Raw genomic sequence first — 14,807 nt, 5'->3', positions numbered from 1 at the left:
GCTTCTTACTGCTGTTGATGTGCCAGGAATTCCTTCAGGACCCGCCCGGTATGGGAATGGTCGCTCAGGGTCATGACGTGTTCGGGCGAGCCTTCGCCCACCAGCTTGCCGCCGCCCGTGCCGCCTTCGGGGCCCAGGTCCAGCAGCCAGTCGGCTTCGGCGATCACGTCCAGGTTGTGCTCGATCACCACCACAGTATTGCCGGCTTCCACCAGCCGGTGCAGCACGTGGATCAGCTTTTCCACATCGGCCATCGACAGGCCGACGGTGGGCTCGTCCAGCACGTACAGCGTATGCGGGATGCGCGAGGCGCGGCCGGTCTTGATCAGACCGTCGGTGAGACGGGCCTTGGACAGCTCGGTCACCAGCTTGATGCGCTGTGCTTCGCCGCCTGACAGCGTGGGGGAGGGCTGCCCCAGCGTCAGGTAGCCCAGACCCACGTCCTGCATCAGCTGCAGGGGACGATGGATCTTGGGATGCGCGGCGAAGTAGCCGATGGCGTCGTCCACTTCCATGGCCAGCAGTTCGCCGGCGTTCTTGCCGCGCATCTGCACGCTGAGGGTGTCGTTGTTGAAGCGCGCGCCGTTGCAGGCGTCGCAAGGCACCTTCACGTCCGGCAGGAAGTTCATCTCGATGGTGCGCATGCCCTGGCCTTCGCAGATCGGGCAGCGGCCGTCGCCGGTGTTGAACGAGAAGCGCGCCGCGGTCCAGCCGCGCATGCGCGATTCCCGGGTGTCGGCGAACTGCTTGCGCACGTCGTCCCAGAAACCCACGTAGGTGGCCGGGCAGGAGCGCGGCGTTTTGCCGATAGGGGTCTGGTCCACTTCCAGCACGCGGTCGATGGCTTCCCAGCCCTTGATGCTGTCGCAGCCGGCCCAGCCCGGCGCCTTGCCTTGCGACACGGCCTGCATCAGGTTGTCCAGCAGCACTTCGCGCGCCAGCGTGGACTTGCCCGAGCCCGACACGCCGGTCACCACGCTCAGGCGGCCGACCGGGATCTTCGCGTCCACGCTGCGCAGGTTGTGCAGCCGCGCACCCTTGATCTCGATCATGGGCGTGTCGGCCTCGACCGGCCGGCGGCCTTGCAGAGGATGCTGCAAGGGCTTGGCCAGGTAGCGGCCAGTGACCGATTCGGGCGCTTCGATCAGGTCCTGCGCGCTGCCCTGGGCCACCACGCGGCCGCCGCGGATGCCCGCGCCCGGACCGATGTCGATGATGTGCGAGGCGCGGCGGATGGTGTCGTCGTCGTGCTCCACCACCACCAGCGTGTTGCCGTTGCCTTCCAGGCGCGCCAGCGCGTCCAGCAGGATGCGGTTGTCGCGCGGATGCAGGCCGATGGTCGGCTCGTCCAGCACGTAGCAGACGCCCTGCAGGTTGGAGCCCAGCTGCGCGGCCAGGCGGATGCGCTGCGCTTCGCCGCCGGACAGCGTCGGCGCGGCCCGGTCCAGCGCCAGGTAGTTCAGGCCCACTTCCTGCATGAAGTTCAGGCGTCCGCGGATTTCCGTGAGAATGTCGCGGGCGATCTCGCCTTCGCGGCCGCGCGCCACCAGTCCGGTGAAGAAGGTATGTGCGTCCGACACCGGCAGCGAGGCGAGTTCGGCGATGGACTTGTCGCGCCAGCGCACGGCGCGGGCCACGCGATTCAGGCGGTCGCCATCGCACTGGGTGCAGACCTTGGCCTCGCCTTCGTACCACGCGTTCCAGGCGGTTTCCTCGCCGGTCTGCTCTTCATCGAAGCCTTGCAACTGCAGGCCGGTGCCGTAGCAGCCCGTGCACCAGCCATGCTTGGAGTTGTACGAGAACAGGCGCGGATCCGGTTCGGGGAAGCTGGTGCCGCAGGACGGGCAGGCGCGCTTGACCGAGAAGTGCTGCTGCTGCAGGTCGCTGTCCAGCGCTTCGTGCAGCTTGTTCACAGGCCAGACCACGGACATCACGCCCTGGCCGTTTTCCAGCGCGTTCTTGACCGCCGCGCGCAGCTCGGCCTCGTTGGCCGGATCCACGACCACGTCCGCGATCGGCAGTTCGATGGTGTGTTCCTTGTAGCGGTCCAGGCGCGGCCACGGGGCCACGGGAATGAACTCGCCGTCCACGCGCAGGTGCGAGTGGCCCTTGGATCCGGCCCATTTGGCCAGGTCCGTGTAGTAACCCTTGCGGGCCGTGACCAGCGGCGCCAGCAGGCCGATGTGCACGCCCTTGTGCTCGCGCAGCAGACGCGCCACGATCTGGTCAGTGTTCTGCGGCTCCACCGCCACGTTGCAATCCGGGCAGTATTGCGTGCCCAGCTTGACGTACAAGAGGCGCAGGAAGTGATGGATTTCAGTCATCGTTGCCACGGTGGACTTGCGTCCGCCGCGGCTGGTGCGCTGCTCGATGGCGACCGTGGGCGGGATGCCGAAGATGGCGTCCACGTCCGGCTTGCCGGCCGGCTGCACGATGGCGCGGGCGTAGGCGTTGAGCGATTCCAGGTAGCGGCGCTGCCCTTCGTTGAACAGGATGTCGAAGGCCAGCGTGGACTTGCCCGAACCGGACACGCCGGTGATGACGGTGAACTTGTCGCGCGGGATTTCCACGCTTACGTTCTTCAGGTTGTGTTCGCGCGCATTGCGGATTTCGATCGCCATATTGGCCTGGCGGCGCTCGCGCATCAGGGACTGCAATGGGCGGCCGACGTCCGCGTTGTAGGTTTCGCCGGGCTCGGCGATGCGGGCCGTCAGGCCGGCCTGCTCGACTTCCTGCGCGTCGGCGTCGGTGCTTACCACCACGTCGGCCGGCAGGATGCTGACTTCGTAGTCGCGCAGGGCGGCGCCCGTATGCGACTTGGGGTTGTCCATCAGGTCCTGTGGCGTGCCGGTGCCGATGACCAGGCCGCCGGCGTCGCCGCCTTCGGGGCCCAGGTCAATCAGCCAGTCCGCCGCGCGGATCACGTCCAGGTTGTGCTCGATCACCAGCAGCGTGTGGCCGGCGGCCAGCAACTTGCGGAACGCGCGCATCAGTCGCGCCACATCGTCGAAGTGCAGGCCGGTGGTGGGCTCGTCGAACAGGAACAGGCTGCCCTTCTTGGCGACCTTGGCGGTGGAGATGCCGCTGCGTGCGGCTTCGGCCAGGTGGCCGGCCAGCTTCAGGCGCTGAGCCTCGCCGCCCGACAGGGTGGGCACGGGCTGGCCCAGCCGCACGTATTCCAGGCCCACGTCGGCCAGCGGCGCCAGGCCCGTCTGCACGTCGCGCAGGCCCTTGAAGAAGTCCAGCGCCTCGCTGACCGTCATCTCCAGCACTTCATCGATGGACGCGCTCTTGCCCAGATGCTCGACGCGCACTTCCAGCACTTCCGGGCGGAAACGCTTGCCGTCGCAGTCCGGGCAGCGCAGGTACACGTCCGACAGGAACTGCATTTCCACGTGTTCGAAGCCGGTGCCGCCGCAGGTGGGGCAGCGGCCGTCGCCGCCGTTGAAGCTGAACGTGCCGGCCGTGTAGGCGCGCTCGCGCGCCAGCGGTGCCTGGGCGAACAGCTTGCGGATCGCGTCGAACGCGCCCACGTAGCTGGCCGGGTTGGAGCGCGCGGTCTTGCCGATAGGGGTCTGGTCCACCATGACCACATCGGCGATCTGTTCGGCGCCCAGCAGGCGCTCGAAGGCGCCCGGCGCTTCCGATGGCTTGCCCTTCTGCTTGAGCAGGGCGGGGTAGAGCACGTCCTGCACCAGCGTGGACTTGCCCGAGCCGGACACGCCGGTCACGCAGACCAGGCGGCCCAGCGGCAGCTCGACGGAGACGTTCTTCAGGTTGTGCGCGCTGACGCCTTCCAGCAGCAGGCGCGGCGTGTTCGCCGCCACCGGCATGGGGCGCGGCGCTTCCACGCGCTGGCGGCCGCCCAGGTAGTCGCCCGTCAGCGTGCGCGCCGAGCGCAATTGCGACGGCGTGCCGTCGAAGACGATCTGGCCGCCGCGTTCGCCGGGGCCGGGGCCGATGTCGATGATGCGGTCCGCGGCGACCATGACCTGCGGATCGTGCTCCACCACCACCAGCGTGTTGCCGGCGTTGCGCAGCCGGTGCATGACTTCGACGACGCGGTGCATGTCGCGCGGGTGCAGGCCGATGGAGGGTTCGTCCAGCACGAACAGGGTGTTTACCAGCGAGGTGCCCAGCGCCGTGGTCAGGTTGATGCGCTGCACTTCGCCGCCAGAAAGCGTTCGGCTCTGGCGGTCCAGCGTCAGGTAGCCCAGGCCCACGTCGCACAGGAACTTGAGGCGCGCGCGCACCTCGGTCATGAGCAAGTCGGTGGCGGCGTCCAGCGCGCCTGAGAACGACAGCGTGTCGAAGAAGGTCCGCACCCGTTCGATGGGCAGCAGCATCACGTCATGGATGGACAGGCCGCCCAGGTTGTCGAGCTGCTCGCGGCTCCAGTTGGCGCTCACCGGCATGAAGCGCTTGTAGCGGCCGTCTTCCGGCTGCAGCACGGTGTCGGCTTCTTCCTTGGTGCCCAGGCGCCAGAGCAGCGCGTCGGGCTTGAGGCGCGCGCCATTGCAGGTGGGGCAGGGCGTGTAGCTGCGGTACTTGGACAGCAGCACGCGCACGTGCATCTTGTAGGCCTTGGTTTCCAGCCAGTCGAAGAAGCGCTGCACGCCATACCACTGGTGCTTCCAGGCGTCGTTGCCGCCCTTCCAGTCGGGAGTGCCATAGAGCACCCAGCGCTTGTGCTCTTCGCTCATCTTTTTCCAGGGCACGCCCAGCGGCACGCCGGCCTTGGGCGCGTATTTCTGAAGTTCGTCCTGGCATTCCTTGTACGACGGCGTGGTCCAGGGCTTGATGGCGCCTTCCAGCAGGGTCTTGTTTTCGTCCGGAATGACCAGGCCGAAATCGATGCCGATCACGCGGCCGAAGCCGCGGCAGGCCTCGCATGCGCCCAGGGGCGAGTTGAACGAGAAGCTGCTGGGCAGGGGATCGGTGTATTCGATGTCGCAGTCGGCGCAATGCAGGCGGTCGCTGTACTTCCAGATGTGGGCGTTGCCGCCCTCGGCGTCCATGACGTACACGGCCAGGTGGCCGGCGCCCATGCGCAGCGCCGTGTCCAGCGCTTCCATGATGCGTTCGCGTTCGGTGCCGGCGAAGCGGAAGCGGTCCTGCACCACGTGCAGGATGCGGCGTGATTCAGTGCTGCCTTTTGCGGCCTTGGCCTTCTTGGCGCCCTTGGCCGGGGCGGCTGTGCGCGGCGCGGCGTTTTCCTCGGCGTGCACGCGGGTGTAGCCCTGCTGCTCCAGGAAGCCGCGCACTTCCTCTTCGGTGAAGTTGGCGGGAACGGCAATGGGAAAAGTCACCACCAGCCGCGGATCGCCGGCGGCGGCGGCGCGTTCGGCCAGCGAGTGGTACACGGAATCCGGCGTGTCGCGCCGCACCACCTTGCCGCACCCGCGGCAATACAGTTTGGCGCCGCGCGCGAACAACAGCTTCAGGTGGTCGTTCAGTTCCGTCATCGTGCCGACCGTGCTGCGCGAGCTGCGCACCGGATTGGTCTGGTCGATGGCGATGGCGGGCAGGATGCCTTCGATGCGGTCCACCTGCGGCTTGTCCATGCGGTCCAGGAACTGGCGCGCATAGGGCGAGAAAGTTTCCACATAACGCCGCTGCCCCTCGGCGTACAGGGTGTCAAAGGCCAGCGAACTTTTGCCGGACCCCGACACGCCGGTCACGACGACGAGTTCGCCGGTGGCGATGGTCAGGTCCAGGTTCTTGAGATTGTTCTGGCGGGCGCCAACGATGCGAATTTGGGAGCTCATGGACGGTATCGTAGCCTGAGGGGAGAGGCCTGCCCGAGCGACAACCCATCGCTGGTTCCGAGCGCGGCGATATGGAATAATTGACTATATTGTGAGTCATGAGTCCAATATATGGACAAAACAAGAGCTCACTAGCTGTACAAATAAACAGTATCGCAGATTCGTCTGAAATTCGCGCTGTCGGCGTTGCACGTTCTGCAGATTCACTGCTAAAGGCATATGGCCATTAGCTGGAGACAAACTTGCTGGAAACCAAGGTCCCGGGCGCCGCGGCGTTCGCCAAATTCATGACGGTGCTGCAGGCGGTGGCGGATGCGCCCCAGCCGCCCACGGCCGCGTCGTTGGCGCGCAGCTGCGGCTATCCCCGGCCCACCGTCTACCGCATCGTCGCGGCGCTGGCCGAACAAGGCATGGTGGCCGAAACCGGCGGCGCCTACCGCCTGGGGCCGCGCCTGATGTCGCTGGCCAGCCGGGCCTGGTCGCAGTTCGACCTGCGCGCGGCGCTGGCGCCCGACCTGCAGGCCCTGCGCGATGAAACCGGCGAAACCGTGCACCTGGCCGTGCCTGCCGGACACGAGATGACCTATATCGACAAGCTGGAAAGCCCCGGTCCGGTGCGCATGGCCTCGCGCGTCGGGGCCAGCGTGGCGCTGCATTCCAGCGCGGTCGGCAAGGCTTACCTGGCGGCGCTGGATCCAGCCTCGCGGGAACGCCTCTTGCGCGAATTGCCGCTGACTGCCCGCATGCCCGGCACCGTGACCAGCCTGCCCGAACTGCGCGCCGTGCTGGACGCGGCCGCCGCCCGCGGCTACGCCACGGACGACGAGGAAAACGAAGCTGGCATCGTCTGCTACGGCGTAGCCTTGTGCGACGCGGCCGGACGGCCCATCGCGGGCGTCAGCGTCAGTACCCTGCTGTTCCGGCGGCGCGAAGACCCGCAAGCCGCCTATATCGAACCCTTGCTGCGGCTGCGCGATGCCGCCGCGGCCAAACTCGCCGTCCTGCCGGTATCGCCCGGCGGCGCCTGACCGTCTGCCCCCAAGGAATGCCATGACCGCAACCGCTGCCCCTCTTGCCTCCAAGCTCTCCACCCTCCTGGCCTCCCGGGTCGTCCCCGTGCTGCGCTACACGGACGCCGCCACCGCCGCCTATGCGGCCGAAGTCGCGGTGGCCGCCGGCTGCACCACGCTGGAACTGACCTGGACCATCCCCGGCGTCACCGACCTGCTGCGGGCGCTGCGCGACAAGCACGGCAGCGCGCTGCTGCTGGGCGTGGGCACGGTGCTGGACGAGCACCACGCGCGCGAGGCCTTGGTCGCGGGCGCGGACTTCCTAGTGTCGCCGGCGCTGGCCACCGACATCGTCGACCTGGCGCATGCGGCCGACGCGCTCTGCCTGCTGGGCGCCTTTACCCCCACCGAAGTGCTGGCGGCGCGCCGCGCGGGCGTGGACGTGGTGAAGATATTCCCCGCAGACACCGGCGGCCCCAAGCACCTGGCCGCGCTCAAGTCGGTGTATCCGGATACCATTTTCTGCCCCACGGGCGGCGTCACCCAGGACAACATGGGCTCGTACTTCGCCGCCGGCGCCGCCATCGTCGGCATCGGCAGCAATCTCTATGACAAGGCGGCCTTCGCTGCCCGCGACACCGCCGCGCTGGTGGCGCAGATCGTTCGCACCCGGGAGGCCGCCCATGGCTGATTTCGATATCGTCGCGTTGGGCGAGCCGCTGGTCGAACTGAACCAGACGCATCAGGACCAGCGCCAGTATCTGCAGGGCTTTGGCGGCGACACCTCCAACGCCGTCATCGCAGCCGCGCGGCAGGGCGCAAGCTGCGCCTATCTGACGCGTGTCGGCAACGACGCCTTTGGCCAGCAGTTCCTGGACTTGTGGCAGACCGAGGGCGTGGATACGTCAGGCGTGCAGGTGGATGAGCAGGCTCACACCGGCTTGTACTTCGTTCAGCACGGCCCCGACGGCCATGCCTTCAGTTACCTGCGCCGCGGCTCGGCCGCCAGCCTGATGACGCCGGCCAGCCTGGACTCGGGCCTGATCGAACGCGCCCGCTACCTGCACGTGTCGGGCATCAGCCTGGCGATCAGCACCAGCGCCTGCGACACCGTGTTCGCCGCCATCGAGCGCGCGCACGCGGCCGGCGTCCAGGTCAGCCTGGATTCGAACTTGCGGCTGCGCCTGTGGCCGGTGGACCGCGCCCGCGCCGTGCTGCGCGAAACCATGCGCACGGCCGACCTGTTCCTGCCCAGCATGGACGATATGCAGCATCTCACTGGCAACGACGATCCGGAACGCACGCTGGACTGGATCCGCGATGCCGGCGCCACCGGCGTGGTGGTGCTGAAGCTGGGCAAGGACGGCTCCATCATTGACGACGGCCAGCGCCGCGTACCCGTGGCCGCCTTGCGCGTGGATGCGGTGGACGCGACCGGCGCGGGCGACTGCTTCGCCGGCAGCCTGTTGGCGCGCCGTTGCCTGGGAGACTCCTGGGAAGACGCCGTGCGTTACGCCAATGCCGCGGCGGCCTTGTCCACGCTGGGCTATGGCGCGGTGGATCCGCTGCCGCGCAAGGAACAGGTGCTGGAGCGGCTGAAGAGCCTGGCCGGCTGATTGCAGGAGGGGGGCTGGACGGGTGCGGGCGCCTATTCCGGCTGACCGGGCGGCGTTCCGTCCCGCGTTTGAGTGCTTCAGGCGCGAACGTGGCGGAAACGCCGCATTTTTCCGTCGCTGGCGCCGTCAGGGCATTTCAGGCTAAAATGCCAAGTTACCCGAATTTTCCGCCAGCCCAGTTTCCGGTTGTGCGGGCAACATTTCCGCAAATTCAACAGGAGAATCAACATGGCTGAACGCAAACGCGTGCGTCGCAACACCCTGGAACGTCGTTGCCTGGGCAAGGCTTTCAAGCGCTTGTTCGTCACGTCGCCCAAGGGCGTTTTCAAGATGCTGGAAAAGATCAAGCGCGTCTAAGTGACGCGTCCGGCCGCAGCCCAGGCTCGGCCAGATCAAAAAAACCGCTCGGTGCGCCGAGCGGTTTTTTTTTTGTCCTGCGGGGACCAGCCTATTTCTTGTCCTGGGGCGGACCGAGCTTGGGCCGGATGAAGTCCATGAAGGCCCGGGTCTTGGCCGGCTGGATGCTGGACGGATACACCACGTAGATCGAGATCGGATCCACCGACCAGCCTGGCAGCACCCGCTTGAGCGAATTGCGCTTGATGATGGGCTCCAGCGCCAGGCAATGCGGCATGCGCGTGATCGCCAGATCCAGGCCCGCCAGGGTGCCCGCGATGCTCATGTTGTTGGCCGCCAGGTGGCCGCTGACCGGCACGCGTTCGCTGACCGCGCCGCGGCGCAGCGTCCAGTGCGAATGCGCCTCGTCGATGGTGGTGCGCAGGCACTGGTGCTGGGTGAGATCCGCCGGCGTCTTGGGCTCGCCGTAGCGTTCCAGGTAGCGGTCGGAGGCATACAGGTAGTTGTTCAGGGAGACCAGCTCCTGCACGACCGCCCCGCTGTGCATGCCCCGGTTGCCATTCAGATCGGCGGCGCTGGCCGACGCCAGCGGGTAATCCGCGTTGCTGCCAAAGCGCAGCACGATGTCGAACGGCGTGCCTTGCGCGTCGGAGGCCGTCATCATGCTCAGGTCGAACTCGCATTCCACTTCCGGATAGCGGTCGGTGAAATCATTGATGGTTTCTGGCAACAGCCAGATCGCCAGGCTGTAGGGCATGGATACCCGGAGGTTGCCGGACGGGCCGCCGGACAGGGATTGCAGCTGCTCGTGCGCCAACCTGGCTTCGTCGATCAGGCCCTGGCAGCGCCGCATATAGGCCGCGCCGGCTTCGGTGAGGTCGAGGCGGCGCGTGTTGCGGTTGATCAACCGCAGGCCGATGGCGCGCTCCAACTCGTTGATGCGGCGCGATAAAGTCGAGGTCGGCATGTTCAGCGCGCGCGCCGCCAGGCTGAAGCTCTTGCGCTTGGCAACCTCCACGAACAAGGCGATGTCATTGAGCTGGACGGTCGAAGCTTCCATAGGCATTCCGATTTTGGCCGCCCGAGTGTACGCCACTACGGAGTGCGTCCCAAGGCAACTACGGCTTCGCGAAGTCCCGCGAATTGCAGTTTTTGTCAGATTTGATTGCAAATTTGAGGCCGACGGGGCCGGTACGCGCGAGCATATCCCCTAAACTTCAGGCGAAAACACCAAAACCAAGACCGCAGCGCTTGCTCGACGCATCGCAAAGGGGCTCAGTGGGCATGACCGACACACCAACTTTATTCACTGTTTTAACGCCCACCTACAATCGGGCGGGCACGCTGCACCGGGTATATGAATCCCTTTCCCGGCAGACTTTCCGGGATTTCGAATGGGTCGTGGTGGACGACGGTTCCACCGACAACACCCACGAATCGATCCTGGACTGGCAGGCGCGCGCCGATTTTCCCATCCGTTATTTCTGGCAGAACAACCGCCACAAGAAAACCGCCTTCAACCGTGGCGTGCGCGAGGCGCGCGGCGAACTCATCGTCGCGCTGGACAGCGACGACGAAATGCCGCCCGATGCCCTGGCCACATTCAAGGAGGCCTGGGACAGCATTCCGCCGGCGCGGCGCGAATCCTACGTGGCCGTGACGGGCCTGTGTGCGCGTCCCGATGGCAGCATCGTCGGCGACCGCTATCCGCAGGACGTGTTCGACAGCACGGCGGTGGATGTCTATTTCCGCTATCGCATCAAAGGCGAGAAATTCGGCTGTATGCGCACCGACATTCTCAGGAAGTACCCCTTCCCCGAGGATGTCGCGGGCTTTGTGCCCGAAAGCCTGGTGTGGTGGGCGATTGCGCGGGCGGGGTATCTCAGCCGCTTCATCAACCGCGTGGTGCGGACTTACCACGACACGCCCGGCGGCCTGAGCCAGGGCGCGGTTTCCGTGGGCAACAATGCCCAAGGCCTGTACCTGCTGGCCTGGGACGTGTTGCAGCATCACCTGGAATTCTTCCGCTACCGGCCGCGCGAATTCATCATGGCCGCGATCCGCTACACGCGCTTTCGGCTGCATCTGAAGCATTCCGGCGTGCCGACGGCGGTGCAAGCCTACAAGCTGACCAATCCCATGGCGAAGTTCATGGTCGCGGCCCTGTGGCCGCTGGGCTATGCCATGTACCGCCGCGACAGACGCCGCGGCGTGGCCTGAAGCCTGCCAAGCTGGCAGGCCCTTGGCAGGCTTCTGCCGGCGTTTCAGGCGGGCGTTGAGGCAGCGGCTCCGTGCCCCAGTCCCAGATACACCTCGACCACGCGCGGGTCTTCCGCCACCTGGGCGGCCGGGCCTTCCAGCGTGACGGCACCTGTTTCCAGCACATAGGCATAGTCCGCCACCTGCAGCGCGGCGCGGGCGTTCTGTTCGATCAGCAGGATGGACACGCCCATCTCGCGCAAGCGCGTGACGATGCGGAACACTTCGCGCACGATGCGCGGCGCCAGGCCCAGGCTGGGCTCGTCCAGCATCAGGAGCTTGGGCTTGGCCATCAGCGCGCGGCCCACCGCCAGCATCTGGCGTTCGCCGCCGGATAGCGTGCCGGACAGCTGGGCGCGGCGCTCCTTCAAGCGCGGAAACAGTTCATAGACCTCGGCCAGCGTCTGGTCCTGGTCGCGCAGGCCGCTGCGGAAGCGGTGGAACGCGCCCAGCATCAGATTGTCTTCCACCGTCATCTCGGCGAACAGCTCGCGCTTCTCAGGCACCAGGTTCATGCCGGCCGCCACCATTTCCTCGATCTCGGCATGCTCCTGGACCTTGCCGCCAAAGACGATCCGGCCGCTGGACGGCAGCACGCCCATGATGGCAGACAGCAAGGTGGTCTTGCCGGCGCCGTTGGGGCCGATCACGGTCACGATCTGGCCTTCGCCTACTTCCAGGCTGACGCCCGAGACGGCCTCGACCTTGTCGTAGGCCACGCGCAGGTCGCGCACTTCCAGCAGTTTCGCGCTCATCATTCCACTCCGCCCAGATAGGCTTCAAGCACCGCGGGGTTGTTCTGGATCTCGGCGGGGAGGCCTTCGGCGATCTTTTCGCCGAAGTCCATGACCACCACGCGGTCCACCAAGCCCATCACGAAGTCCATGTCGTGCTCCACCAGCAGGATGGCCATGCCTTCGGCGCGCAGCTTCTTCAGCAATTCGGCCAGCTCGCATTTTTCCTGGTAGCGCAGGCCGGCGGCGGGCTCGTCCAGCAGCAGGATGCAGGGGTCGGACGCCAGCGCGCGGGCGATTTCCAGGATGCGCTGCTGTCCCAGGGCCAGCGAGCCAGCCTCGTCGTGCAGATGCTTGCCCAGGCCCACGCGCTCGACCTGGCGGGCGGCTTCGGCCAGCAGGCGCGCTTCCTCGGCGCGGTCCAGCCGCCAGGCGGCAGGCAGCACGCCGCGATGGCCGCGCAGATGGGCGCCGATGGCCACGTTCTCCAGCACGCTCATGCGGCCCAGCAGGCGCACGTGCTGGAAGGTGCGCGACAGGCCCAGCCGCGCGATGCGGCGCGCGCCGACGCCGGCCACGGAATGGCCCAGCAGCGTCACCGTGCCGGAAGTCGGCGTGTCCACGCCCGAGATCTGGTTGAACATGGTGCTCTTGCCCGCGCCGTTGGGCCCGATCAGCGCCAGGATTTCGCCTGCGCGGATTTCCAGGTTCATGGCGTTGTTGGCGACCAGGCCGCCGAACTTGCGGGTCACGTCCACGGCCTTGAGCACCACCTCGCCGCGCGGCGGCATGGGCTTGCGCGGCAGCGGCTCGGCGTTCATGTCCAGCTTGCGCTGTTGCTTCTTCACCGGCACGCAGCGCGTCAGCACCGGCCACAGGCCGCTGCGGGCGCGGTGCAGCAGCAGCACCATGCCGAAGCCGAATACGATCACCTCGAAGTTGCCGGTCTGGCCCAGCAGTTTGGGCATCCAGTCCTGCAGCCATTGCTTGAGCACGGTGAAGACGCCCGCGCCGACCAGCGCGCCCCAGACCTGTCCCGCGCCGCCGATGACGGTCATGAACAGGTACTCGATGCCCATCTGCAGGCCGAAGGGGTTGGGGTTCACGAAGCGCTGCATGTGCGCGTACAGCCAGCCCGAGGCGCAGGCCTGCAGCGCGGCGATGATGAAGATCACCATGCGCGAGCGCGCAGTATCCACGCCCATCGATTCGGCCATCACGCGGCCGCCCTTGAGCGCCCGGATGGCGCGGCCCTCGCGCGAATCCAGCAGGTTCTGCGTGGACCATACGGCCACCAGCAGGAAGGCCCAGATCAGGTAGTAGATGTTGTCGCCCTGGTTCAGCGTCCAGCCGAACAGATTGATGGCGGGAATGTCCGGGATGCCGGTGTGGCCGCCCAGGCCCTCCACCGAGCCGAAGACGAAGTACAGCGACAGGCCCCAGGCGATGGTGCCCAGTGGCAGGAAATGCCCCGACAGCTTCAGCGTGATCGCGCCCAGCAGGTAAGCGATGACCAGCGTGAGCAACAGCCCCGCCAGCAGGGTCAGCCAGGGCGATGCGCCCAGCCATGCCAGCCAGGACGGCAGCGTGTCCGCGCGGGTGGTCAGCAACGCCGTGGTGTAGGCGCCCACGCCCACGAACGCGGCCTGCCCGAAACTCGTCAGTCCGCCGACGCCGGTCAGCAGCACCAGGCCCAGCGCCACCATGGCGTACAGGCCGATGTAGTTCAGCAAGGTGACGTAGAACGGCGGCAGCGCCAGCGGCGCCAGGGCCAGCAGCGCCAGGAATGCGAAGAGGATGTGGCGCGGGTTCATTCGTCTTCTTCCTCGACGTGATGGCTTTTCAGTGAACGCCAGAGCAGCACGGGGATGATCAGCGTGAACACAATGATTTCTTTGTAGGCGCTGGCCCAGAACGAGGAGAAGGCTTCGATCAGGCCGACCAGGATGGCGCCGGCCGCTGCCAGCGGATAGCTCACCAGGCCGCCGATGATGGCGCCCACGAAGCCCTTCAGGCTGACCATGAAGCCGGAGTCGAAGTACATGGTGGTGATGGGCGCAATCAGGATGCCCGACACCGTGCCGATCAGCGCGGCCAGGAAGAACGTGGCCTTGCCGGCGAAGATCGGCGAAATGCCCATCAGCCGCGCGCCCAGCCGGTTGAAGGCGGCTGCGCGCAGGGCCTTGCCGTACATCGAGCGTTCAAAGAACTGGTAGAGCACGACGATGAGCAAGGCCGACACCGCCACCACCCATAGCGCCTGGCTGTTGACGTTCAACGGCCCCAGCGCCAGGCTGGCGTCGCTGAAGGGCGCCGTGCGCGCGCCTTCCGCGCCGAAGGCCAGCAGCCCCAGGCCCACCAGCGCCAGGTGCACGGCAATGGAGACGATCAGCAGCACCAGCGTCGAGGCCGACGCGATGGGCTGGTAGAACAAGCGGTACAGCTGCGGTCCCATCGGCACCAGCAGCAGCAGCGTCAGCAGCGCCTGCGCCGCCATCGGCAGCTGGGCCAGCGGCAGGTTGTAGAACAGCGCGGCCAGCACCAGCGGATAGGCCACCTTGACCGCCATGCGCCAGACGCCGCGGTTGCGCCCGGGGCGCTTGCGCCGCGCCAGCAGATCGGCGCCGACCTCGGCCAGCGCGAAGGCAAACAGCAGCCACACCAGCAGCACCGGCTTGCCGGCCTGCAACGCGGCCATGGTGAGCGCGCCGAACGCGACGAACTCGCCTTGCGGGATGAACAGCACGCGGGTGACGGTAAAGACCAGCAGGATGGACAAGGCCAGCAGCGCATAGATGGCGCCGTTGGTGATGCCGTCCTGCCCGAGTATCAGGGCAATCTGAGCATTCATGCGAAATTCCGGGTAAGACAGACAAGCACGCCAGGCACCTCATTCCCCATCCGCGCGCCCACGGAGCAAACTCTGCGCATCCTCGGGATGCCGCGGAGCCGGCTTTGCCGGTCCGCAGGCATGCCCCCTGGGGGGAAGCGCGGAGCGCTTCGGGGGGAGTCCACCTTGCGGAGCCGGGCTCTGCCGGTCCGCAGGCATGCCCCCCTGGGGGG

The 14,807-nt window shown here is 66.8% G+C and carries 10 protein-coding genes; 5 read left to right on the top strand and 5 right to left on the bottom strand.

Annotated features, from left to right (window positions below):
* Positions 1-5 precede the first annotated feature (5 nt).
* On the bottom strand, positions 6-5,768 hold the full coding sequence (uvrA, locus tag AC1RHV_RS24305; protein WP_492302171.1) for an excinuclease ABC subunit UvrA: 5,763 nt from the start codon (positions 5,766-5,768) through the stop codon (positions 6-8).
* Positions 5,769-6,010: 242 nt separating this feature from the next.
* On the opposite strand from uvrA, the gene AC1RHV_RS24300 reads away from it, so the two are divergent.
* The 4 genes from AC1RHV_RS24300 (at position 6,011) to AC1RHV_RS24285 (ending at position 8,751) form a co-directional block, all read left to right on the top strand.
* The gene (locus AC1RHV_RS24300; protein ID WP_175213826.1) at positions 6,011-6,796 is read left to right on the top strand and encodes an IclR family transcriptional regulator; all 786 of its coding nucleotides are present in this window, start codon (positions 6,011-6,013) and stop codon (positions 6,794-6,796) included.
* A 22-nt stretch (positions 6,797-6,818) separates the two neighbouring features.
* Positions 6,819-7,469, top strand: coding sequence for a bifunctional 4-hydroxy-2-oxoglutarate aldolase/2-dehydro-3-deoxy-phosphogluconate aldolase (locus tag AC1RHV_RS24295; protein ID WP_175181116.1), 651 nt, complete (start codon positions 6,819-6,821; stop codon positions 7,467-7,469).
* A complete protein-coding gene (locus tag AC1RHV_RS24290) occupies positions 7,462-8,394 on the top strand; it encodes a sugar kinase (protein WP_460360323.1) in 933 nt (310 codons plus the stop codon). Before AC1RHV_RS24295 ends, AC1RHV_RS24290 begins: the two co-directional genes overlap by 8 nt.
* 228 nt (positions 8,395-8,622) lie before the next feature.
* A complete protein-coding gene (locus tag AC1RHV_RS24285) occupies positions 8,623-8,751 on the top strand; it encodes a hypothetical protein (protein WP_255423380.1) in 129 nt (42 codons plus the stop codon).
* A 91-nt stretch (positions 8,752-8,842) separates the two neighbouring features.
* Here the strand turns inward: AC1RHV_RS24285 and AC1RHV_RS24280 are convergent, their stop codons facing one another.
* The gene (locus AC1RHV_RS24280) at positions 8,843-9,811 is read right to left on the bottom strand and encodes a LysR family transcriptional regulator (protein WP_119449706.1); all 969 of its coding nucleotides are present in this window, start codon (positions 9,809-9,811) and stop codon (positions 8,843-8,845) included.
* A gap of 224 nt (positions 9,812-10,035) precedes the next feature.
* Here AC1RHV_RS24280 and AC1RHV_RS24275 point away from each other — a divergent pair, with 224 nt between their 5' ends.
* Positions 10,036-10,971, top strand: coding sequence for a glycosyltransferase family 2 protein (locus AC1RHV_RS24275; RefSeq protein ID WP_054457409.1), 936 nt, complete (start codon positions 10,036-10,038; stop codon positions 10,969-10,971).
* 44 nt (positions 10,972-11,015) lie between these two features.
* On the opposite strand, the gene AC1RHV_RS24270 is transcribed toward AC1RHV_RS24275, so the two are convergent.
* From AC1RHV_RS24270 to AC1RHV_RS24260, 3 genes are read right to left on the bottom strand one after another with little or no spacing between them, the layout of a single operon-like run.
* Complete coding sequence (locus AC1RHV_RS24270) at positions 11,016-11,765, bottom strand: ABC transporter ATP-binding protein (protein WP_192354653.1); 750 nt, start codon at positions 11,763-11,765, stop codon at positions 11,016-11,018.
* Positions 11,765-13,558 (bottom strand): branched-chain amino acid ABC transporter ATP-binding protein/permease, encoded by a 1,794-nt coding sequence (locus AC1RHV_RS24265; RefSeq protein ID WP_054457407.1) that lies wholly within the window; start codon positions 13,556-13,558, stop codon positions 11,765-11,767. The genes AC1RHV_RS24270 and AC1RHV_RS24265 overlap by 1 nt, the downstream gene beginning before the upstream one ends.
* Entirely contained in the window at positions 13,555-14,595 is a 1,041-nt protein-coding gene (locus AC1RHV_RS24260) for a branched-chain amino acid ABC transporter permease (RefSeq protein WP_119449705.1), read from the bottom strand. The genes AC1RHV_RS24265 and AC1RHV_RS24260 overlap by 4 nt, the downstream gene beginning before the upstream one ends.
* Positions 14,596-14,807: the final 212 nt, after the last annotated feature.

Source organism: Achromobacter sp. GW823-FHT04E03, assembly GCF_058796095.1.
The sequence above is the reverse complement of the archived record's forward strand: the minus strand, read 5'-3'. Positions and strand labels throughout refer to the sequence as shown.

Coding starts and splice junctions, on each gene's coding strand:
- AC1RHV_RS24285 (WP_255423380.1), top strand. CDS start 8,623: ATGGCTGAACGCAAACGCGTGCGTCGCAACACCCTGGAACGTCGTTGC.
- uvrA (WP_492302171.1), bottom strand. CDS start 5,768: ATGAGCTCCCAAATTCGCATCGTTGGCGCCCGCCAGAACAATCTCAAG.
- AC1RHV_RS24295 (WP_175181116.1), top strand. CDS start 6,819: ATGACCGCAACCGCTGCCCCTCTTGCCTCCAAGCTCTCCACCCTCCTG.
- AC1RHV_RS24265 (WP_054457407.1), bottom strand. CDS start 13,558: ATGAACCCGCGCCACATCCTCTTCGCATTCCTGGCGCTGCTGGCCCTG.
- AC1RHV_RS24290 (WP_460360323.1), top strand. CDS start 7,462: ATGGCTGATTTCGATATCGTCGCGTTGGGCGAGCCGCTGGTCGAACTG.
- AC1RHV_RS24280 (WP_119449706.1), bottom strand. CDS start 9,811: ATGGAAGCTTCGACCGTCCAGCTCAATGACATCGCCTTGTTCGTGGAG.
- AC1RHV_RS24275 (WP_054457409.1), top strand. CDS start 10,036: ATGACCGACACACCAACTTTATTCACTGTTTTAACGCCCACCTACAAT.
- AC1RHV_RS24270 (WP_192354653.1), bottom strand. CDS start 11,765: ATGAGCGCGAAACTGCTGGAAGTGCGCGACCTGCGCGTGGCCTACGAC.
- AC1RHV_RS24260 (WP_119449705.1), bottom strand. CDS start 14,595: ATGAATGCTCAGATTGCCCTGATACTCGGGCAGGACGGCATCACCAAC.